Annotated in this window: 20 protein-coding genes; 4 read left to right on the forward strand and 16 right to left on the reverse strand. The window is 70.7% G+C overall.

Annotation, left to right across the window (positions count from 1 at the left end; translation table 11 throughout):
* The 5 genes from murQ to AC2W7K_RS13835 all read right to left on the reverse strand — a co-directional run.
* On the reverse strand, positions 1 to 970 hold a 970-nt coding region (gene murQ, locus AC2W7K_RS13815), incomplete at its 3' end, for an N-acetylmuramic acid 6-phosphate etherase (protein WP_486006292.1).
* Positions 967 to 2,472, reverse strand: coding sequence for a sodium:solute symporter (locus tag AC2W7K_RS13820; protein WP_486006293.1), 1,506 nt, complete (start codon positions 2,470 to 2,472; stop codon positions 967 to 969). The genes AC2W7K_RS13820 and murQ, both read right to left, overlap by 4 nt.
* A gap of 43 nt (positions 2,473 to 2,515) precedes the next feature.
* On the reverse strand, positions 2,516 to 3,487 hold the full coding sequence (locus AC2W7K_RS13825) for an anhydro-N-acetylmuramic acid kinase (RefSeq protein WP_486006294.1): 972 nt from the start codon (positions 3,485 to 3,487) through the stop codon (positions 2,516 to 2,518).
* Entirely contained in the window at positions 3,406 to 3,735 is a 330-nt protein-coding gene (locus tag AC2W7K_RS13830) for an anhydro-N-acetylmuramic acid kinase (RefSeq protein WP_486006295.1), read from the reverse strand. The genes AC2W7K_RS13825 and AC2W7K_RS13830 overlap by 82 nt, the downstream gene beginning before the upstream one ends.
* A gap of 6 nt (positions 3,736 to 3,741) precedes the next feature.
* The gene (locus tag AC2W7K_RS13835; protein WP_486006296.1) at positions 3,742 to 4,542 is read right to left on the reverse strand and encodes a GntR family transcriptional regulator; all 801 of its coding nucleotides are present in this window, start codon (positions 4,540 to 4,542) and stop codon (positions 3,742 to 3,744) included.
* Positions 4,543 to 4,954: 412 nt separating this feature from the next.
* Here AC2W7K_RS13835 and AC2W7K_RS13840 point away from each other — a divergent pair, with 412 nt between their 5' ends.
* From AC2W7K_RS13840 to mgrA, 3 genes are all read left to right on the forward strand, one after another.
* A complete protein-coding gene (locus AC2W7K_RS13840) occupies positions 4,955 to 5,500 on the forward strand; it encodes a CGNR zinc finger domain-containing protein (RefSeq protein WP_009380992.1) in 546 nt (181 codons plus the stop codon).
* 179 nt (positions 5,501 to 5,679) lie between these two features.
* A complete protein-coding gene (locus AC2W7K_RS13845) occupies positions 5,680 to 5,997 on the forward strand; it encodes a 4a-hydroxytetrahydrobiopterin dehydratase (protein ID WP_486006297.1) in 318 nt (105 codons plus the stop codon).
* 45 nt (positions 5,998 to 6,042) lie between these two features.
* A complete protein-coding gene (gene mgrA / locus AC2W7K_RS13850; RefSeq protein WP_131247899.1) occupies positions 6,043 to 7,083 on the forward strand; it encodes an L-glyceraldehyde 3-phosphate reductase in 1,041 nt (346 codons plus the stop codon).
* A 21-nt stretch (positions 7,084 to 7,104) separates the two neighbouring features.
* Here mgrA and AC2W7K_RS13855 read toward each other — a convergent pair whose 3' ends face one another.
* From AC2W7K_RS13855 to AC2W7K_RS13895, 9 genes are all read right to left on the reverse strand, one after another.
* Positions 7,105 to 7,407, reverse strand: a complete 303-nt coding sequence (locus AC2W7K_RS13855; RefSeq protein ID WP_486006298.1) for a hypothetical protein — start codon at positions 7,405 to 7,407, stop codon at positions 7,105 to 7,107.
* Entirely contained in the window at positions 7,407 to 9,650 is a 2,244-nt protein-coding gene (locus tag AC2W7K_RS13860) for a phosphotransferase (protein ID WP_486006299.1), read from the reverse strand. Before AC2W7K_RS13860 ends, AC2W7K_RS13855 begins: the two co-directional genes overlap by 1 nt.
* Entirely contained in the window at positions 9,647 to 11,587 is a 1,941-nt protein-coding gene (locus tag AC2W7K_RS13865; RefSeq protein ID WP_095376340.1) for an ABC transporter ATP-binding protein, read from the reverse strand. Before AC2W7K_RS13865 ends, AC2W7K_RS13860 begins: the two co-directional genes overlap by 4 nt.
* Complete coding sequence (locus AC2W7K_RS13870; protein WP_095376341.1) at positions 11,584 to 12,738, reverse strand: glycosyltransferase family 4 protein; 1,155 nt, start codon at positions 12,736 to 12,738, stop codon at positions 11,584 to 11,586. Before AC2W7K_RS13870 ends, AC2W7K_RS13865 begins: the two co-directional genes overlap by 4 nt.
* Positions 12,735 to 14,024: a glycosyltransferase family 4 protein gene (locus AC2W7K_RS13875; RefSeq protein ID WP_082835046.1), complete on the reverse strand. Its 1,290-nt coding sequence runs from the start codon at positions 14,022 to 14,024 to the stop codon at positions 12,735 to 12,737. Before AC2W7K_RS13875 ends, AC2W7K_RS13870 begins: the two co-directional genes overlap by 4 nt.
* Complete coding sequence (locus AC2W7K_RS13880; RefSeq protein WP_063251026.1) at positions 14,014 to 15,249, reverse strand: glycosyltransferase family protein; 1,236 nt, start codon at positions 15,247 to 15,249, stop codon at positions 14,014 to 14,016. The genes AC2W7K_RS13875 and AC2W7K_RS13880 overlap by 11 nt, the downstream gene beginning before the upstream one ends.
* Positions 15,250 to 15,426: 177 nt before the next feature.
* Positions 15,427 to 16,086, reverse strand: coding sequence for a response regulator transcription factor (locus AC2W7K_RS13885; RefSeq protein ID WP_095376342.1), 660 nt, complete (start codon positions 16,084 to 16,086; stop codon positions 15,427 to 15,429).
* A gap of 19 nt (positions 16,087 to 16,105) precedes the next feature.
* Positions 16,106 to 17,638: a sensor histidine kinase gene (locus AC2W7K_RS13890; protein ID WP_486006300.1), complete on the reverse strand. Its 1,533-nt coding sequence runs from the start codon at positions 17,636 to 17,638 to the stop codon at positions 16,106 to 16,108.
* Positions 17,565 to 17,969 carry a hypothetical protein gene (locus AC2W7K_RS13895; protein ID WP_101623480.1) on the reverse strand — a complete coding sequence of 135 codons (405 nt, stop codon included), beginning with the start codon at positions 17,967 to 17,969 and terminating at the stop codon, positions 17,565 to 17,567. Before AC2W7K_RS13895 ends, AC2W7K_RS13890 begins: the two co-directional genes overlap by 74 nt.
* Positions 17,970 to 18,134: 165 nt before the next feature.
* On the opposite strand from AC2W7K_RS13895, the gene AC2W7K_RS13900 reads away from it, so the two are divergent.
* Positions 18,135 to 18,908 (forward strand): DedA family protein, encoded by a 774-nt coding sequence (locus AC2W7K_RS13900; protein WP_063251023.1) that lies wholly within the window; start codon positions 18,135 to 18,137, stop codon positions 18,906 to 18,908.
* A 12-nt stretch (positions 18,909 to 18,920) separates the two neighbouring features.
* On the opposite strand, the gene AC2W7K_RS13905 is transcribed toward AC2W7K_RS13900, so the two are convergent.
* Together AC2W7K_RS13905 and AC2W7K_RS13910 are read right to left on the reverse strand one after the other, a co-directional pair.
* On the reverse strand, positions 18,921 to 19,058 hold the full coding sequence (locus tag AC2W7K_RS13905) for a hypothetical protein (RefSeq protein ID WP_486006301.1): 138 nt from the start codon (positions 19,056 to 19,058) through the stop codon (positions 18,921 to 18,923).
* Positions 19,059 to 19,086: 28 nt separating this feature from the next.
* Positions 19,087 to 19,773, reverse strand: coding sequence for a hypothetical protein (locus AC2W7K_RS13910; protein WP_486006302.1), 687 nt, complete (start codon positions 19,771 to 19,773; stop codon positions 19,087 to 19,089).
* Positions 19,774 to 19,843 lie beyond the last annotated feature (70 nt).

Raw genomic sequence — 19,843 nt, forward strand, 5'->3', positions numbered from 1 at the left:
CGGTCTGACTCGGGCCGCCGGGCGGAGCCGATCCGCCGGTCGGGCCGGCCGCGGCGATCGCCGCCCGCACCGAACCGTCCTGGGTGCTCAGCAGCTCGGCGGCCACGGCGGGAGTCACCTCGGCGAAGGAGACGACCAACGCCGTCTTGAGGTCATCGCCGCATCGGGCGAGGAGGTCGCGGGCCGCTGCCTCGTCGAGGTCGGCGGCGTCGGTGAGGATGCGCACGGTGCGGTCGCGCAGCTTCGCGTTCGTCGCGACGACGGAGACCATGAGGTTCTCCCACGTGCGGCCGAGGGCGACCATGAGGGCGGTGGAGAAGCCGTTGAGAGCGAGCTTCTGCGCGGTGCCGGCCTTGAGCCGGGTCGACCCGGTGACGACCTCGGGGCCGGTGTCGAGGACGATGTGGGCGGCGGCCGCATCGGCGACAGGGGCGTGCGGGTTGTTCGAGATGAGCACGGTGTGCGCGCCGTTCGCCCGGGCGGCTTCGAGGGCGCCGCGGACGTAGGGCGTCGACCCGCTTGCCGCGATGCCGATCGCGACGTCCCGCTCCCCCAGCGCGGCACCCGCGGTGCGTCCGTCGGTCAGGGAGTCCTCGGCGTTCTCGACGGCGTTGACGAGGGCGGGCTCTCCTCCGGCGATGTGTCCGACGACGCGGCCGGGTTCGAGGTTGAACGTCGGCATGAGCTCGCTCGCGTCGAGCACCCCGAGCCGACCCGAGGTCCCCGCCCCGAAGTAGTGGACGGTTCCGCCGGCTCGCATCCGCTCGGCGGCGGTGTCGACAAGGGCCGCGAGCTGCGGCAGGGCGGCTGCGACGGCGTCGATGACGACCCGGTCCTCGGTGTTGAGGAGGCGGAGGACGCCGAGGGCATCGAGGTCGTCGAGGCCCGCACTGCGGGGGTTGCGCTGTTCTGTCGGGGACAGCCGGGGCCGGGCGTCGGCTGACGGCGCGGGCTGGGACTGATCGGTCATGGACGGAGGCTTCCTTCCACCTCGGCGGGGGTGCGGGCAGGGGCGGACGGGTGGCGCATGGAGAGCAGCCCGCCGACGACGACCATGACGATGACGCCGAGGAGCGGGTACCACTGCCAGGCCACCCAGATCTCACCGGTGACGTACTTCTCCATGATGAAGAAGTACGCGTTGACGGCGATGGCGAGGACGAAGGCGATGTTCGCATCGACGGCGGTCGCGCGCTTGTTGACCATGCCGAAGACGAACGCGCCGAGGAGGCCGCCGTAGGTGATGCCGGCGATGCCGAGGGCGAGGATGACGATGTTGCCGGAGTCGGATTCGAAGACCGTGGCCGGCAGGATGAACGCGATCCCCCATGCGATCGTCGCCCAGCGGCCGACCCTGAGGCCCCCTGCGTCGGTGAGCGGGGTCCGCCTGAACCGGGCCCAGACGTCGGTGACGGTCGAGGACGACAGGGCCGAGAGCGAGGACGACAGGGTCGACATCGCGGCGGCGAGGATGCCTGCGAGGAGGAGGCCGGAGATCCCCGGCGGGAGGCCCTCGATGATGAAGAGGGGGAAGATCTCGTCGTCGCGGGTGAGCCCGAGGTCGGCGGGCAGGGCCTGGTCGTAGTAGGCCCACAGGGCGAGTCCGACGGCGAGGAAGATCGCGAACTGGACGAAGACGACGAAGCCGGAGACGATGAGCGCCTTCTGCGCGTCGGCCTTCGTCCGGCACGACAGGAGCCGCTGGACGATGATCTGGTCGGAACCGTGGGAGGCCATCGCGAACACGGCGCCGCCGACGAACGAGGGGATGAACGATCCGGCCGCGTTGATCGGGTTGCCCTCGAAGACGAACATCTGCAGCTTTCCGGCGGCGGCCGCCTCGGCGAGCCATCCTCCGCCGACGCTCGCGGTGATGACGACGATCGCGAGGACCCCGCCGAGGACGTAGAGGACCATCTGGGCGACGTCGACCCAGACGACGGCCTTGATCCCGCCGATGAACGTGTAGACGATCGTCACGAGCGCGAGGACGACGATGATGACGAAGTAGGACGTGTGGACGCCGAGGCCGTCGAGGATGACCTTGAGCGGGATCGCTGCGGCGAGGACGCGGATGCCGTCGGCGAGCAGGCGGGTGAAGAGGAAGGTGATGCCCGCCGTGGTCTGCGTCGACTGGCCGAAGCGCTTGCCGAGGTAGGCATAGGCGGTGATCATCTCGCCGTCGTAGTAGCGGGGAAGCATGAGGAAGGCGACGATGATGCGCCCGACGATGTAGCCGAGCGCGAGCTGAAGGTAGGAGATGTCGCCGAGGTAGCTCATCACGGGGATACCGATGACGGTGAGTGCGCTCGTCTCGGTCGCGACGACGGACAGGCACACCGCCCACCAGGGCAGATCCCGTCCGCCGAGGAAGTAGTCCCTCAGTCCGCTCTGCTTCCCGCTCAGCTTGAGGCCGAGCCAGGCGGTGGCGACGAGGTAGGCGACGATCACCAGGAGGTCGATCATCTGCATGGTCGGTGCTCCTTCGGTGGGATTCGCGTCGGTGGGGGTCGGCTCAGGTGGGGTTCGCGTCGGGCGAGGGCGGGTCGTGCGGCGGCCCGCCGAGGATTCGCAGCCGGCGGGGCCGGCGCTCCAGGGGCGCGGGCAGCCGCAGGGGCCTCCACCCCGGGCTCAGCCGTCCGGCGATGGTCGGGCGGGCGGCGCCCGTGAGGCTCGGCTCGGTCGAGGGCAGGCCGTGCCAGCTCAGCCAGCCGATGAGCGCCATGAGCACGGCCTCCTTCGACCCCTCGGGCAGGCCGAGGGCCGCGTCCGTCGTCTCGAGGGTGACCGTCTCTCCGAGCTCGGCGCGCAGGGCACGCATGAGCGTCGGGTTCCGGGTCCCACCCCCGGAGGCGATGACCGCGGTGACGCCGTGGGGACGGACCGCCTCGGCGATCGTGCGGGCGGTGAGCGCGGTGACCGTGGCGATCGCGTCGACTTCGCTCAGCCGAGGATGGTCGGCGAGGTATCGGTCGAGGTAAGCGGCATGGAAGTGCTCCTTGCCCGTCGACTTCGGGGCGGGCAGCCGGTAATAGGGTTCGCCGAGGAGGTCGCTCAGCAGTGCCGCGTCGACCCTTCCGCGGGCGGCGAGCTCCCCGTCGACGTCGCAGGACTGCGCACCGTAGGTGATCCGGCGGGCGAGGACGTCGATGAGGGCGTTCGCGGGACCCGTGTCGAAGGCGAACGGGTCTTGGTCCGGGGCGATGACGGTGACGTTGGCGATCCCGCCGAGGTTGAGCAGCGCGGTCGGGGTATCCGCATCGGTGAGCAGCATGGCGTCGAGGATCCCGACGAGCGGGGCTCCCTGCCCGCCGGCGGCGATGTCGCGGGAGCGGACGTCGGAGAGGACGGGGACGCCGAGGGTCTCGGCGATCCACGCGGGCTGGCCGAGTTGGAGGGTCGAGGTCACCCGCGCCTCGGCGATGTCGTGGCGCACGGTCTGGCCGTGGGAGACGACGAGGTCGGGGACGGCCCGACGTTCGCACACACCTGGGCGAGCGCCTCGGCGCTGAAGCGGCCGAGGCGACCGTCGACGTCGCTGACGAGGGAGAGCGGCAGCTCGACGGGTTCGAGGAGGCGGAGGATGTCGGTGCGCAGGGCAGGGTCGAAGGGCATCTCCTCGCCGGCGAGGAGGCGCACCCCGAGCTCGTCCGCGGACGGGTCGTGGACGAACTCGGCGAGGGCGACGTCGAGGGCGTCGGCCGAGGTTCCCGTCATCAGCCCGGCGATGATCATGCCCGGTCACCGCTTGCAGGGGTGGGGGTTGCAGGGCGGGCTGCGGGGCGGGCCTCGGCGCGCGCTGGCGGGGCGGGCTGCGGGGCTGCCTTCGGGGCGGGGTGGTCGGACGGGGACGGTGAGTTCGGTGCGGACCTTGTAGCGGTCACCGCGGTAGACCGAACGGACGAACTCGAAGGGAACGTCGTCGGCGCAGCGCGAGATCCGCTCGAAGAGGAGCGCCGGAGCCTGCAGTGGAGCCGCGAGGTGGGCGGACTCGTCGGCGTCGAGGAGGGTCGGTTCGATCGTCTGCACGCTGTGGGCGAGCTCGATGCCGAAGCGGGTGCCCAGCAGCTCGTAGAACGAGCTGTCCTCGAGGTCATCGGCGGTGAGGCCGGGGACGCGGGCGGCGGGGATGTGGAGCTCCTCGAGGGCGATCGGCTCCGCGTCGGCGAGGCGGAGGCGGAGGATCGTCACGACCTCGTCGTCCTCGCCGAGGTGGAGCTTCCGGGCGATATGCGCCCCGGCCGGGCCGCGGTCGAAGCCGAGGACGTGCGAGCCGGGAGTGAGTCCGCGGGCGAGCATGTCCTCGGTGAACGAGCTCGCGGCCAGCGGCTGGTCGAACTTCGGGCCGAGGGCGAAGACCCCCGCGCCGTGGCGCCGGCGCACGACGCCCTGGGCGACAAGTTCGTCGATCGCGCGGCGCAGAGTCATCCGGGAGATCCCGAGCTGCTCGGCGAGCTGGCGCTCGGGCGGGAACTGCTCCCCGGCGGCCATGCCCTCGAGGCGATCGAGGAGCTGGTCGCGGATCGAATGGAATTTCGTCACCTCCCCATTGAGGCACAAGTCACATCCGATTTCAAGACCACTGGTCTAATTCTTGCAGGCGAGGTTGCGGTCGGGTCGGCAACCGCTCGGCTTCGATCCGCAGGGCATGGATCGATCCGCAGCGTGTGGATCGTAACCGCGCGGATGGCCGGGATGCGGATGCGACCCGCGCGGTCACCTGACCGAGCGCGAGAGGGCGGTCGGGACGCGGGCATCCTCGCCGAGGTGGTCGACCCGCCGGCGACCGCAGCGTGCACACCGGACGTAGGCGACCGTCCCCGTCGAGACCCGATGGCATGACTCCGTCAGCCAGCCGTGTTCGCAAGCGTCGGCGTCTCCGTTCGGGGACGGGTTCCGTGTGGTCGTCTGCTCTGTCCTGGCTTCCATGACTCCAGCCTGGTGTAATGGTCCTATGCAACTCAACCCTTACGGTGAGTACGCCGTTCTCCTCGCAGCCTCGCTGGCCAACGACTGGCCAGGCGACCGCGCCGGAATCGAAGCACGGACTCGGGAATTCGGGATGACGATGGGATTCACGCCGACACCGACCGACCTCGGCGACACTCGCGCCGTCATCGACGAATGGCTGAGGGTCGTCGATGCCGAGAGCCCGGAAGCCCGCGCGGAGCTGCTCAACGCGATCATGGCGAGCGCGGCGGCATTCCCGCGGCTCGTCGACCATGACGACGAGGGCTGGCACCTGCACTACCGTGATGCCGATCAGTCGCTGGCCCACGTGCTGCGGGCCGTCATCTGCGTCGGCACCGCCCTCCACCTCACGACGCGCGGCATGCACCGTCTCGGCAGGTGTGCGGCGGGGCTGTCTCCGGGCGACCCGTGTGCGAACGTCGTCGTCGACGTCACGCGCGGCGGCCGTCAACGGTACTGCTCGGTCCGGTGCGCCAATCGCGATGCCGTGCGCCGCCATCGCGCGAAAAGCACCCGTCCGTCAGGCTGAGGGCGGGGTTGCGGCGGGTCGGCAACCGCTCGGTTCCGATCCGCGTGGCATGGATCGATCCGCAGCATATGGATCGCAACCGCGCGGATGGCCGGGATGCGGATGCGAACCGCGCGGCTGAGCGCACGCATTCGTCGCGAGGGGTTCCCGTGGGAGACGCCAGTTCCTAGCATGGTGACATGACTGAATACACCGGAGAGACACTCACCGACGCCCTCGAGGCCGCGGGGCTGAGCGACTGGCACAGCGCCGACGACACGATCGTCGCCACCTACGCCACGGGAGACTTCGCCACCGGACTCGAGTTCGTCAACCGGGTCGGTGCCGCCGCCGAAGCGGCCAACCACCACCCGGACATCACGCTCACCTACCCGAGCGTCGAGATCACCCTGACGAGCCACGACACCGGTGCCGTGACCGACCGCGACCTCAAGCTCGCCGCACGGATCAGCAACTTCGCCGCGGAGGCAGGCATCACGGCTGATCAGCCGCAGTGACCTAAGCTGAACGAAGCCACCGTTCGCCTGCTGAGGGGAGACTCCGTGTACGCCGCTGCCGAGAACCGCTACGACTCGATGACCTACCGCAGGGTGGGCCGATCCGGTCTCGTCCTGCCGGCACTGTCGCTGGGCATGTGGCACAACTTCGGCGACGATGTCGCCTTCCAGACCCAGCGCGACTTGGTCCGCCGCGCCTTCGACCTCGGCATCACCCACTTCGACCTCGCGAACAACTACGGCCCGCCTGCCGGATCGGCCGAGATCAACTTCGGCCGGCAGCTGCGCGAGGACCTCGGCCCCTACCGCGATGAGCTCATCATCTCGACGAAGGCCGGCTGGGCCATGCACCCCGGCCCCTACGGCGGACCCGGCGGCAGCCGGAAGTACCTGCTCTCGAGCCTCGACGCGTCGCTCGCCCGCCTCGGCCTCGACTACGTCGACATCTTCTACTCCCACCGCCCGGACGCCTCGACTCCGCTGGAGGAGACCATCGGCGCGCTCGACACCGCCGTGCGCTCGGGGCGCGCCCTCTACGCAGGCATCTCCTCGTATTCGGCCGCCGACACCGCCCGCGCCGCTCAGATCGCCGACGACCTCGGCACCCCGCTGCTCATCCACCAGCCCTCGTACTCGATGCTCAACCGCTGGATCGAGGACGACGGTCTCCTCGACACCACCACCGAGCACGGACTCGGCGTCATCGCGTTCTCCCCGCTCGCCCAGGGCCTGCTCACGGACAGATACCTCGGCGGAGTGCCCGAGGACTCGCGGGCCGGCAAGGACACTCCGTCGTTCAAGGACGGGTTCCTCTCCGAGGACAACCTCGCCCGGATCCGCGGACTCGGTGAGATCGCCGCCGCCCGCGGCCAGTCACTCGCCCAGATGGCGCTCGCTTGGGCGCTGCGCGATCCCAGGGTCTCCTCCCTCGTCATCGGCGCGAGCCGCGTCGACCAGCTCGAGAACAACGTCGCCGCCCTCGACTCCGCGCCGTTCACCGACGACGAGCTCTCCGCGATCGACGACTTCGCCGTCGACTCCGGCGTCGACATCTGGGGAGACGCCCGTCGGAGCACGCAGAGCTGAGCCAGGCCCGTCCCCATCCGATCAGTCCGCCGCGTCGAGGAGCGCTCCCGTCCGGCCCGACCACTGCGGTCGGAACGCGTAGACGCAGACGAGGCGGAGCAGGGAGGCGCGTTCGAAGAGCCGCACCCGATCCGGATCGCACCCGCTCGCCGAGGCGGCGTCCGCGATCGCCGTGAGCACGACGTCGGTCTGAGCCGGAGACCAGATCCCCTGTTCTCGCCGCCACCGGGCGTGCGCACGGAGATTGCCGAGGTCGAGCTCCCGCTCCCCCGCGCACGCCGTGTCGACGTCGAGCAGTCCCGGCCCCGCCTCGGCGTCCCACATCAGCTGCTTGTCGTGGAGGTCGCGGTGGAGGGGACCCCAGGTCCCGGGCCTGCGACCGCCGAACACAGAAGAGACGTGGTCACCCGCTGAGGTTGAAACGGTCCCGGCGTTCGCGCGCAGCTCGCCGGTGACCGCGGCGAGGAGCGGATCGAGTCCGGCCGTGAGCGCGCCGAGGTGGTCGTCGGCCCGGTCGCGCCAGTCCTCGAGCACGCGGGCTTCGTCCGCCGCGGTGTGCTCTGGAGCATCCGGGGCGAAGGAGCCGCCGTCGGGCGCACTGCCGGCCCGAACCCACGCGTCGAGGCAGGCCGTCCAGGCGCGCGCCCAGTCCTCCCCGAGCCGGCGGGATCATGGAGGTCGAGTCCTGGGACTCGAGACAGGCGCACGGTCGAGTCGTCGGAGTCGAGGACCGTGGGGAGGGTGAACCCTGCGGCGAAGGCAGCTGCGCGGTCCTGACCGGCGAGGATGGCCGCAGCTCTGCCCTCGCGCACGCACTTGGCGAAGGTGCCGTCGGCGAGAGCGACGACGGCGCGGCGGCCGGGCCGATGCGAGACCACCCGGGCTGCCCCTTCACGGAGGAGACGTGCGAGTCCCGGAAGCTCCGGATCGTGCCCTGCAGGGAGCATGGTCACCTGGTGCACCCCTGGGGGTGAGACCCCATCGAGGTATCCCGCGCGCAGCCCACCATCGACGATCGCCTCGAAGGCGATCCGCCCCTTCTTCGCCGGCCACGCCCGCCGCACCCGTGCCTCTGCACCCTCGATGCGCACTGTCGACGGGATCTGACCGCCCGCGCCAATGCCAGAGCTGGTATCGGAGCTGGAGTCGGCGTCGGTGCCCGCGCTAGTGCCGGAGTCGGCGTCGGCGGCATCGTCGGCGTCGGTGCCCGCGCTGGTGCCGGAGTCGGCGTCCGTGCCGGAGCCGGAGTCCGCGCCGCAGCCGGAGTCGGTGCCGGCGTCAGCGTCAGCGAAAGCTGACCGGCGACCGCTACGACCGGATCCTGAGCCGAGTGCCTCCTCTACAAGCACGAGGTGCCGGTCGGTGTGCTCCCGCCAGTCGGCGCGGCACGATCGCCACGGTTCGATCGCGGTGACGAGCAGTGCCCAGGCCGTCCATGCCTCGAGTGCCCCGGCAGCGGTCGGACCCGCGACCCCGGCTGACTCGGCGCGCATCGTGAAGCCGCCTGCGCGGTCGTACCCGCGGAGGAAGCCCGCTTCGAGGCCCGGGCCGTGTCCGTCCTCGCGGAGCCGGCACGCGGCGGTCCACCGGCCGAGGTCCATACCGGTCGGTCCGACCCCGGCCCGGTCGAGATCGATGATCCGCGGGTCGCCGTCGCCGACGAGCACCTGGTCAGGGCTGAGATCGCCGTGGATCGCCCGATTGCCGCGGAGGACTCCCGCGGATTCGAGCCGCTCGCCGATCCGACGCGTCAGCTCGGCGACTCGTCCGTCCTCGCCGAGGAGACGCGACAATGCGCGCTCGGCGTCGGCGAGCATCGCAAGCGGCTCGGCACCGATCTCAACATGGGTTACCTCCCCGGCACCGTGCGCATGGAGGTGGGCGATCGACTCTCCGACCGCCTCGGCGAGGGTGGGATCCGGATTCCCGTTGAGGTCCCCACTGCCCCACCAGGGCGTGCGCACGGCGCTCTCCTGCTCGCCGAGGCGGTGGACGGGAAGGGTCGGCAGGCCCCATCTCAGCCACTGCTCGGATACGGCGACCATGGCAGAGAGGGAGCCGGTGCCGATCCGAACGAACTCGGCACCGCGGTCGGGAGCGCGCAGCAGCACCCGGCGGCCGGGGTTGCAGCCGACGACCGTGCACGAGTCGAGGTCGAGGGTCGTCGCAGCCGCGACGAGGGGCCGGGCGAGCTTCGGATCGGCGCGCACTCCCCCGCTGAGCAGGACGAACCCGGTGTCGCTCACCGCGTGGTCGAGCACGGTCTCCCCCACCCGCGCCGCACGCCGACGGAGGTTGGCGAGTTTGTCGGGATCGGCCATCACCGCGGTCCACCCCCACCCTCCGAGGTGGTCGACCCCTGGCCGCCGCCAGGCGACGATCGCGCTGCGGCCGGGTTTGATCCGGATCCGCACGGGTTCCACGGGGAAGCCGAGGTGCGCGCTCAGGGCCCCGGGCGAGCGGAGGTCGGCGAGGAAGGGCACACCGAAGTCGGGGGTCGTTCCGGAGGCAGAACCGTTCGCCGTCGGAGCTGTCGCAATGGTCACGGTCGACTCGACTGCCGTCATCGGGCGGCTCCCATTCCCACGGCGGTGCGGGACGCGTCGTCTGCGGCTGCGTCGTCGGCAGCAGTGTCGACGGCGGCCGCCTCAGCGACGGGGGCCGCCTCGGCGACGGGCTCCTGCGACACCCCGGCGCTCACGGTGTCCTCGGCCTGGTCGCTCATCCACTGGGCAACGCGGCTCGTCGGGTCGGCTGCGAGATCCTGGGGAGAGCCGTCTTCGACGATCCGCCCGTCCTCGAGCCACACGACCCGGTCAAGGCCTCTGACCATGGCGACGTCGTGGGTGATGACGATCCCGGTGCGGCCTTCGGTGAGCGCCCACAGGGACTCGGTGACCTGCGCTCGGGTGCGCGGGTCGAGCCCGGTGCTCGCCTCGTCGAAGACGACGACCGGGGCGGAGCGGACGAGGGCCCTGGCGATCGCCAGACGCTGCCTCTGCCCGCCGGAGAGCGTGTCCCCGCGGTTGCCGAGCACGGTGTCGTAGCCCTCGGGAAGGGCACGGATGAACTCGTCGGCACGGGCGGCGCGGGCGGCGGCCTCCACCTCGGCGTCGGTGGCGTCGAGGCGGCCGTACCGGATGTTCTCCCGCACGGTCGCCGCGAAGAGGACGGACTCCTGGAGGAGGACGGAGACGCTGCCGCGCAGGGAGGCGCGGGTGACGTTGCCGGTGTCGTAGCCGTCGAGGTAGATGCGTCCCTCCTCGGGTTGGGCGAGGCGGAGCAGGTAGCTCGTCAGGGTCGATTTGCCTGCCCCCGAGGCGCCGAGGATCCCGATCCTCTGACCGGCGGGGATGAGGAGGTCGAGGCCGTCGAAGAGCGGCCGGCCGTGCCCGTCGCGGGAGCGGATGCCGTCGAAGACGACGTCGCCGCGCACCGGTCCCATCGCCACCGCTCCGGGGCGGTCGGCGATCTCGATCGGTTCGTCGAGGAGGTCGGCGATCCGCTCCCCCGAGGCGGTGGCGCGGGCGATGCGTCCGGTGTACTTCGCCATGTCCCGCAGCGGCTTCATCGCGATCTTGAGGTAGAGGAGGAAGAGGACGAGGTCGCCGGGGGTCATCGCCCCGCGGAGCACCTGGAAGCTGCCGAATGCGAGGACGAGGGCCTGGGAGATGCCGACGAGGACATCGGTCGAGCGTTCGAGGCCGGCGGCGAGGCGGCGGGCACGCACCCCGGCCCGCAGGGCCCGTTCGTTGCCGTCGGCGAAGTCGGCGGCGACGGTGCGTTCGAGTCCGTAGGCCTGGACGACGCGGATCGCCCCGAGCGCCTCGGCGGCGGACCCGACGAGGCGGCCCTCCCCCTTGCGGGTCGAGCGGGAGGCGGTCGTGATCTTCGGCGTCGAGACCCGGGAGAGCACACCGTAGACGACGGCTGTGGCGAGGACGATCGCGCTGAGCACGGGGTCGAGGACGACCATGACGACGAGGAGCACGGCGAGCGTGATGATGTTGCCGAGCAGGGGCAGGCCCGCGGTGACGGCGACCTCCTGGAGGCGGCCGATGTCACCGACGAGCCGCTGCGAGGTGTCGCCGATCGAGGCGCGCGAATGGTACTTCAGCGACAGCGCCTGGATGTGGTCGAAGACCCGGGTGCGCAGCTGGGTGGCGACCCGCGCGCCGACGAGGGCGAAGCAGATCGTCGAGGCGTAGTTGGTCACGGCCCGTCCGGCGACGATGACGGCGAGGCCGATCGCCGCGGCTGCGAGCGTCGTCGCGACCCCCGTCCCGAGGTCGAAGCTCGCGTCGATGTTCGCCCCGAGGGCTGCGGTGACGGCGTCGACGGCGATCTTGATCGGCCACGGTTCGAGGATGCGGAAGACGACGTCGGCGAGCAGGGCGAGGAGGCCTGCGATGATCAGCCACGTGTGGCCGCCGAGGTGCGGGGTGATGATCCGCAGCGTCCGTCGCAGGGCGCTCGGGGTGGGGCGGGTCGGGCTCGTCGTCATGCTGTCTCCAGGAGGACGGGGTCGAGGATGTCGCGGCACCGGCTCGTCCACGAGTGCCGGGCCAGCGCCTCGGCGCGGGCGGCCTCACCCATGCGGGTGCGCAGGGCGGGGTCGTCGATGAGCGATTGGAGCGCCTCGGTGAGGGCGGCGAGGTCGTCGGGCGGGACGAGGAGCCCGGTCCCGGTGCCGGCGATGAGGTCGGGCAGGGCCCCGACCGCCGAGGCGACGGTGGGCAGGCCCGCGGCCATGTACTCATAGACCTTGAGCGGGGAGAAGTAGTTCGGCCCGCCCGGGTAGGGGGCGGATGCGATGTCGAATCCGCGCAGGTGGGCCGGGACGTCGGCGGGGGCGACGGCGCCGTGGAAGGTCACCCGCTCCCCCAGGTCGAGGTCGTCGGCGAGGCGTGCGAGCGCTTCGGCTTCGGGACCGTGGCCCACGATGTCGAGGTGGAAGGCCCCGCGCAGTCCGGCGGCCGCACGCAGCAGCCGGTCGGTGCCGTGCCAGGGTTTGAGGGTGCCGACGAAGCCGATGTGCACAGGAGCATCGGGTGCCTGGTCGCCTGGGCCGCGCGTGCCGGGGACGATGCGGTCGGTGTTGACGCCGTTGGGCACGACGGCGACATCGTCGAGCCCCGGGTAGTCGCGGTGGACCCACTCGGCGACGGCCTCGCTCACGCACACGAGCCGTGCCGCCTGCCCGAAGCTCACGGCCGTGGCCCTGACCGCATGATCGTCGTGGACGAGTCCGCGGTGCGTGCGCTGTTCATCGATGAGCGGAGCGTTGACTTCGAGGAGCAGCGGCACGCCGAGGTGCTCGCTGATCCTCGCCCCGGCCGTCGAGAAGAGGGAGTACCGCTCGTAGACGACGTCGATGCCTGTGTGCTCGCCGGCCACGAGGTCGGCGAGGAGGTCGGAGACCCGCAGGAGGGCGATCTCCCGGCCGCCGCGCTCGAGCCCTGCGGGCAGCTCGAGGCGGACGACGTCGAGGTCGGCGAGGTCGGCGGGCACCGCGTCATCGGTGCGGGTGCAGAACACGGTGACCTCGTGGCCGAGCGCGCGGAAGCTGCGGATGACCTCTTGGGCGTGGACGCTGGCACCCTTGGTGCCGAAGATCCCGATGCCGGGGTCGAGGAGGACGTAGGCGATTCTCATGAGGCGACCTCGAGTTCCTCGAGCGGCTGGTCGACATCGTCAGCGGGCCGGTCGATGAGATCCGCGAGCGCCCGGGCCTGCCGCCGGGAGTCGTGGAGGTCGGCGACGCGGTCGCGCGCGGCATCGGTGATCCGGCGCAGGGACTGCGGATCATGGGCGGTCAGGCCGATCACCTCGGCGACGGCGGAGGCGATGGCATCCGGGTCGGTGCCGTCGACGAGCCAGCCGGTCCGCCCGTCGATGACGATCTCGGGCACGGCGGTGACGCTGCCGGCCACGCAGGGGATGCCCGCGGCCATGCCCTCGAGGAGGACGGTGGGCAGACCGTCGACGTTGCCGTCGGAGCCGGGGACGAACGGCGCGACGAGGGCGGTGTGGTCATCGATCATCGCTGTGACCTCCCGCTGGGTCAGTGCCCCGTGCATCGTCACGATGTCGGCGAGGCCGAGCTCGGTGATCTGCTCGTGCAGCTCCGCCTCGAGCGGGCCGGTGCCGACGAGGTCGAGTCGAACGTCCCGCCCGGACTTCCGGAGGAGTGCGAGGGCGGGGAGGAGGTGGGTGAAACCCTTCTTCTCGACGAGGCGGCCGACGGCGAGCAGTCGCGCGACCCCGCCTGCGGGGCGCCGCGGACGGTAGGGGAAGCGGTCGAGTTCGAGTCCGTTGCGCACGACGTGGATCCGCTCGGCAAGGACCGGTCCGAGGCGCCGGCGCAGATAGTCCCGGTTGAAGTCGCTGATCGCGACGACGTGGTCGGCGTCGGCGGTCTTCCGGGCGAGGTCGGCGGTGACGACGCTGTCGTGGAAGATGTCCTTCGCGTGCGTGGTGAACGAGTACGGGATCCCCGTGAGCAGGGATGCGGCGCGGGCCACGGTCGTCGCCACCGAGGCGAAGTGCGCGTGGAGGTGGGTGATGCCGTGCTCGCGGGCGAGCCGGGCGACGGCCAGCGACTGCGCGGCGTCGTCGTGGTCGAGTCCGACGAGGTCGCCGAGGTTCTCGGCCGTCCCGTCAGCGAGCACCGGGTCCGCTGCCGCCTCCTGCCACAGCTGCCAGAATCCGTGGGCGCTCGAGGGGCGGGGGACGTGGATGACCGGGGCCTGGACCCGGGCGAGCTCCGGGTGGAACCGAGCGTCGGTGCACGGGCGCAGGGAGAAGATGACGATGTCCTCCCCCGCCGCCTCGCGGGCGAGGATCTCGGAGACGATGAAGGTCTCGGAGAACCGGGGATACATCTTGAGGACATAGGCCCGCCGAGGCGGGACCTGGCTGGGGACGGTCTCAGACGGCACAGCGGGCCTCCTCGGTGAGGGTGGTCGGGCGGGCGGGAGCGAACGGGAGGGTGCCTGCGGTCGAGAGGAGCTCGGCGGCGAGGACTGGGACCCGGCGCAGGCCGTCGCGGTCGATGTGATCGCGGGAGACCTCGGACCCGGCCCGGAAGCCGAACCAGTCGCGGAGGAACTCCGGGGTCGCCTCGGTCAGGGGTGCGGAGTCAAGGGCACCGGCGGCGGTCAGGGCTGCGGCGCGCCGCGGCTGCTCCTGGCGGTGGCCGACGCGGGGGATGACGAGGACAGGGGTCCGGGTCGCCATGACCTCGGCCATCGTGTTGTATCCGCCCATGCACACAAGAGCCTCGGCGCGGGCGATGAGGCCGGGCATGTCCGGGCTGTGCCGGACCACGGAGGTGCCGACGGGGGCGAGGGCGGTGAGGCGGTCGACCTCGGCGGTCGCCATCTGCGGGCCGACGACGACGAGGTGGCGGAGGCCTGCGGGTGGGGCGGCGAGGATCGCGCGCTCGGCGAGGGCGGCACCGTCGGAGCCCCCGCCGAGGCAGGTGAGGACGAAGGGCGCGGCATCCGTGAGTGCGGGATCGTCCGCGGGGACGGGCGTCGAGGGTTCGCGGCGGGCCAGCGAGAGGTATCCGGTCATCCGGGTGAGGCGAGCCAGTTCGGCCGGCACTTCGCCGGTGGCGCGGGGGTCGTAGACCTCGGGATCGCCGTAGACCCACACCTCGTCGAACGCTCGGGCCACGGCGTCGGGGCCGCCCACACGGTCCCACTCGCCGGCGATGACCGCCGGGTCGTCGAGGACCTCCCGGAGCCCGAGGACCGTGCGGGTCCCGTGGACGCGGCAGCGGTCGAGCGCCTCGGCGAGTTCGCCGTCGATGCCGAAGGGGTGCCGGTCGACGATGAAGAGGTCGGGCTGCTGCTGGTCGAGGACGGCGGTGATCGCTGCGGATCGCAGGCTGCGCAGTCCCTCCATCGTCGAGGCGAGCGCGCGGGGAGCATATCCGCCGTTCGCGGGGGTGACTCCCGGCAGGATCATCCAATCCCATCCGGTCGGCAGGTCGAAGCGGGCGGCTTCGGGGCTGCCGGCTATGAGGAGGCCGCTCACCGGTCGACCGGTGAGTTCGGGCAGCTGCGCGGCGAGAGCGAAGGCGAGCGCCCGGTTGCGGCGGATGTGGCCCAGCCCCAGGGAGTCATGGGAGAAGAGCGCGATACTCAGATTCTCTGTCATACCACTCAGCTTGGCCGCGAAGATTAAGCCCCAGGTAAGACGGGGATGAGAGAACTCTCATGTGCGCCCGACCCGACAGGTTCGCTTGTTCGTGTTCGACCCCGGCTGCGCGCGGGTTGCCATCGGCGGCGGGCGGTCAGCTGTCGTGGCCCGCACAGTCGGCGCGCCAGGTCGTGCTCAGTCGACGCGGTAACCGAATCCGCGGACGGTCGTGACGAAGTCGCTGCCGAGTTTGCGGCGGAGGTAGCCGACGTAGACGTCGACGACGTTGGATCCGGGGTCGAAGTCGAAACCCCAGACATGGGAGAGCAGCTGTTCGCGGGAGAGCACACTGCCGCGGTTCCTCAGCAGGATCTCGGCGAGGGAGAGCTCGCGCGCCGAGAGGTCGACGATACGCTCATTGACCCAGACCTGACGTCCGAGCAGGTCGATGCGCACGTCGCCGCGGGTCAGCTCCGTCGTCGGAGACTCCTGGACGGTCTCCTTGAGCCGCAGCCGGATCCGCGCGAGCAGCTCACCGAAGCGGAAGGGCTTGATCATGTAGTCCACGGCGCCGGACTCGAGGGCGTAGATCGTGTCCTCGGCGTTGTCGCGAGCGGTGAGGACGAGCACCGGCAGGGAGGGCCGCTGTTCGCGCAGCTGTTCGAGGACGCTGAAGCCGTCGAGGCTGGGCAGGCCGATGTCGAGGACGAGGAGGTCGAAGTCACCGGTGATCGCGAGATCGCGGCCGGTGATGCCGTCAGCGGCGATCTCCGTGGTGAACCCGGCGGCCCCGAGGCCCTTGGCGATGAAGGACGAGATCCGGTCCTCGTCCTCGACTACGAGAATGCTCTTCACTGGTGTCCTTTCGGCAGGATCATGCGGAACTGGGCGCGACCTCGGTCGGGTCGAGGACGATGGTGCCGCCGTGGGCTTCGGCGATGGCACCGACGATCGAGAGTCCGAGTCCGAAGCCGCTGCCCTCGGTGGATCCGCGGGTGAAGCGTTCGAAGATGTCAGTCGCGATCTCCGGCGGGACTCCTGGGCCGTCGTCGCGTACCCACAGGTGGACGTGGGTCGCGTCCTCCGTGGCACCGAAGGTGATCGTCCCGCCCTCCTCGGTGTGGTTGACGGCGTTCGCGGCGAGCTGGAGCAGCGCCTGGGTGAGGCGTTGGCGGTCGGCACGGAGGACGAACGACTCGGGGACGTCGACCTGCCAGTCCCGCGACGCCAGCCCCGTCGCCTTCGCGAGGACATGGTGGAGCAGGGCCGGGATGTCGACGCTGCCGGGGCACACGAAGTCGGGGCGACGGGAGCGGGCGAGGACGAGGAGCTCTTCGACGAGGCGGGTCATCCGGTCTGTCTCGTCGAGGAGGAGCGCCCGGGTCTCGTCGACGTCGTCGATGTCGGCGGCGTTCATCGTCTCGAGGTGGCCGCTGAGGATGGTCAGCGGCGTGCGCAGCTCATGGCCGACGTCGTCGAGGAACTGCCGCTGCGTCGCGAACGAGGATTCGAGCCGGTCGAGCATCGCGTTGAAGGTGCGGCCGAGTTCGGCGATGTCGTCGCTGCCGCGGGTCTCGATCCGGCTGCTGAGATCACCGGCGGAGATCGACTGGGCGGTCTGTCGCAGTTCGGTGACCGGGGAGAGCAGACGACGGGCGAGCACGGAGGAGATACCGGAGATGATGAGGGTAGCGAGCAGGGCGACGACGACGTAGAGCTGCATGACCTGGGTGAGGTCGGCCCGGCTGTCCGATGCGTTGGTGACGACGACGAAGGCACCGCGCGCGTCCTCCTCTCCCGGCTCCCCGCCTCGGTCACTGCCCCGGTCCGCCTGCTGCTCCAGCGGGGTCGGCGACGCTGAGGTGGCATCCCCAGGCGCCGAGGTGATGGCGGAGACGGGAAGCACGTAGCCGATGTACTCGTTGCCGTCGATCCGCAGCGAGAACTCACCTCCCTGGTCGGATTCGGCTTCGACGGCGTCTTCGAGCGAGCGCGAGCCGCGGATGAGGGTGTTCGGTTCTCCCTGGTAGAGGACGCGCCCGTCGCTGAGGAACGCGAAGAGCGCTTCGTGGGCGTCAGGCTGGTTCTGGGCGAGGAACTGCCCGAGCATCTGGTCGACCGAGGTGAAGGGCTGGCCGGTCTCCGGGTCGACGCCGGTCTGCGCGAAGGCGCGCATCTCGGCGATCTCCTGTGACATCGACGCGGACAGGCGGTTGGAGACGTTGTTCGACTCCACCGAGTAGAGGACGAGGCCGACGATCGTCAGAGCGAGCACGGAGAGGAGGGTGACCGCGATCGTCAGACGGTTCTCGACGGTGAGCCGGATGCGACGATCAGTCGTCGTCATCGTCACCGCCGTCATCGTCGTCATCATCGTCGCCGTCGTCGCCGGCGCCGTCGTCGTCATCGTCGCCGTCGGAGGGCACCTCCCGGGGCGGGTTCGGTGCCGGTTCGTAGGAGTGCTGGAGTTCGCCCCGTCCCTTCGCCGAGGCGTCACCCCCCGATCCGCTGCCGTCAGGTGTCTGCCCCCCGTCCCGAGAACCGCTGGAATCACCAGCGCTGCCGTCGGGGGCGCCGGAACCCTGCGCGGACCCCGTTCCGTTCGGATCGCCGGTTCCGTCCGTGACCGTGGCAGTGGGGGTGACCTTGACCGGGCTGAGGTCCGGGCGTTCGGGGTGGGACGTTCCGCGGACGAGGACGAAGGCCAGCACCGCGAGAATGACGACCAGCCCGGTCACCACCGCGCTGATCACTTTCGACTGTCGTCCCACACCTTCCACCCTGCCCAAGGCCGCGGTCGATGTCGAGCGATCGGCGATGAGAGTCTTCTTAAGCGGCGTCCACGCAGGCATGCGATACTGTGAACGCCCACCGCCGACGCAGCCGCAGGAGATCCCATCAGCGTGGAACGCCGCCCCGACGACGAACACGACCGCCGCGACGACTCCCTCCCCGACGACGATGCCCCCGCCGCGAACGGCGAGTCGACCGCCGCGGCAGCGAAGGAGAACCCCTGGGCGGCGCTCAAACCCTGGCAGGGGAAGGCGGCACCGCTCGACAAGCTGCTCCTCTTCGTCATCATCGGCGTCCCGATCATCTACCTCGCGCTTCTGCCGCTGCGCCCGTGGATGCTCGTCAACGCCCCGGTGCTCCAGGAATTCATCAACGGGGCGAAGACCGCCATCGTCGCCGCCGGCGCCTACGCCCGGGTCGGGGAGATCCCACTGTGGCTCGTCATCGTCGCCGGCTTCGTCGGCATGGTCAAACTCGACTGGGCGTTCTGGCTCGCCGGTCGGCGCTGGGCCGACGGTGTGCTCCGGCTCTTCGCCCAGGACGAACGGCAGCTCAAACGCATCGAGCGGCTCAAGGGCATTCCCAGCTGGGCGCTCTTCCTCATGACCGTCATCGCCCGCTGCCCCGGAATCCCGCAGACGCTCGTCTTCATCGTCGCCGGGTGGACGGGCATGCGCCTGCGCACCTTCCTCATCGCCGACTTCATCGGCAGCCTCATCTTCACGCTCATCTGGGCGATGCTCGGCTATCAGCTCGGCCAAGCGGCCGTCGACGTCCTTGCAGTCATCGACAGATACGCCCTGTGGATCACCTTCGCCTTCATCATCGGCATCTTCGTCTACGCCTTCGTCAAGGAGAACCGCAAGGCGAGGGCCCAGGGGTAGCAGCGGTGGCCATCAGCCGGCTCGTGCGCTGAGCACCGGCTCCTCGTCGTCCTGACGGCCGATCCCGGCCGGCATGATCCTGCGATGGGCGGCCTGCCAGACGAGCCTGGCGAGATCCGCGGCATCGACGCGGAGGACGGGTGCCGCCATGTCGATGAGCCGCCGGGCGCGTCCGGGGTCAGCGTCTCCGTCTCGCCTCTGCCCTCCCTCTCACCTCCAGCCTCGCCGCCGCCATGGTCACCGATCGGCTCGGCCACCTCCTCGGCGTCGGCAACGGCTTCCACCGTGCGCGACCCATCGGCACCGTCGGCGCGGCGCGGACGGTCTCACCGAGATACCGGAGGACGACCCGATCGGGCTCGAAATGATCGGAGCCGGCGAGGGAGAGGAGGTGGAAGTAGGTCACCGCCGAGTGCTGACTCGGCAGCGCCGTCCATCCCTCGGCGACCGGGTTCTCGCGGACGTCGGGCCCGATCGCCGAGAGCAGATCGGGCACGGTGTCGATGTCGAGATCGGCCATGAGCCGGGTCGCCCGGTCGACGACCTCGGCCTTGAGTGGGGCGCCGGGATGGGTGTTGGCGGGTTTGCGATTGCATGCGACGGTCTCCGCCCACGCCTTCGCGCCGCCGGCAGCCGCGATCGAGTACCGCAGCGCTTTCGCCCCGTCCCGGTACCCGTGTCTCGACACGTATCGGTCGAGGACATTGGCGACGGCTGTGGGGTGGGAGCCGGTCGCGTAGATCGCATCGATGATGCACAGCGCGAGACTCTGCGGGTGGCTGATCGGGTGCGGGCGCTCGTCGTCTGCGACGAGTTCTCGACAGCGTTGCACCAGCCGGTCGACTCCGTCGGTCGTGATCTCCATCGGTCTGACCTTTCGTCGGGCATCGCCTTCGCGATGCGGGTTCCCCGGCCCTGGTGGCCGGGAGGGTGAC

Source organism: Brevibacterium sp. LAARM2_SD2 (genome assembly GCF_057364785.1).

Excerpts from the sequence above, each read along its gene's own strand:
- AC2W7K_RS13905 (WP_486006301.1), bottom strand. The coding sequence starts at position 19,058 with ATGGCGGCACCCGTCCTCCGCGTCGATGCCGCGGATCTCGCCAGGCTC.
- AC2W7K_RS13880 (WP_063251026.1), bottom strand. The coding sequence starts at position 15,249 with ATGACAGAGAATCTGAGTATCGCGCTCTTCTCCCATGACTCCCTGGGG.
- AC2W7K_RS13855 (WP_486006298.1), bottom strand. The coding sequence starts at position 7,407 with ATGTGGGACGCCGAGGCGGGGCCGGGACTGCTCGACGTCGACACGGCG.
- AC2W7K_RS13860 (WP_486006299.1), bottom strand. The coding sequence starts at position 9,650 with ATGACGGCAGTCGAGTCGACCGTGACCATTGCGACAGCTCCGACGGCG.
- AC2W7K_RS13890 (WP_486006300.1), bottom strand. The coding sequence starts at position 17,638 with ATGACGACGACGGCGCCGGCGACGACGGCGACGATGATGACGACGATG.
- AC2W7K_RS13840 (WP_009380992.1), top strand. The coding sequence starts at position 4,955 with ATGCAACTCAACCCTTACGGTGAGTACGCCGTTCTCCTCGCAGCCTCG.
- AC2W7K_RS13870 (WP_095376341.1), bottom strand. The coding sequence starts at position 12,738 with ATGAGAATCGCCTACGTCCTCCTCGACCCCGGCATCGGGATCTTCGGC.
- AC2W7K_RS13910 (WP_486006302.1), bottom strand. The coding sequence starts at position 19,773 with ATGGAGATCACGACCGACGGAGTCGACCGGCTGGTGCAACGCTGTCGA.
- AC2W7K_RS13865 (WP_095376340.1), bottom strand. The coding sequence starts at position 11,587 with ATGACGACGAGCCCGACCCGCCCCACCCCGAGCGCCCTGCGACGGACG.
- AC2W7K_RS13820 (WP_486006293.1), bottom strand. The coding sequence starts at position 2,472 with ATGCAGATGATCGACCTCCTGGTGATCGTCGCCTACCTCGTCGCCACC.
- AC2W7K_RS13830 (WP_486006295.1), bottom strand. The coding sequence starts at position 3,735 with ATGATCATCGCCGGGCTGATGACGGGAACCTCGGCCGACGCCCTCGAC.
- AC2W7K_RS13845 (WP_486006297.1), top strand. The coding sequence starts at position 5,680 with ATGACTGAATACACCGGAGAGACACTCACCGACGCCCTCGAGGCCGCG.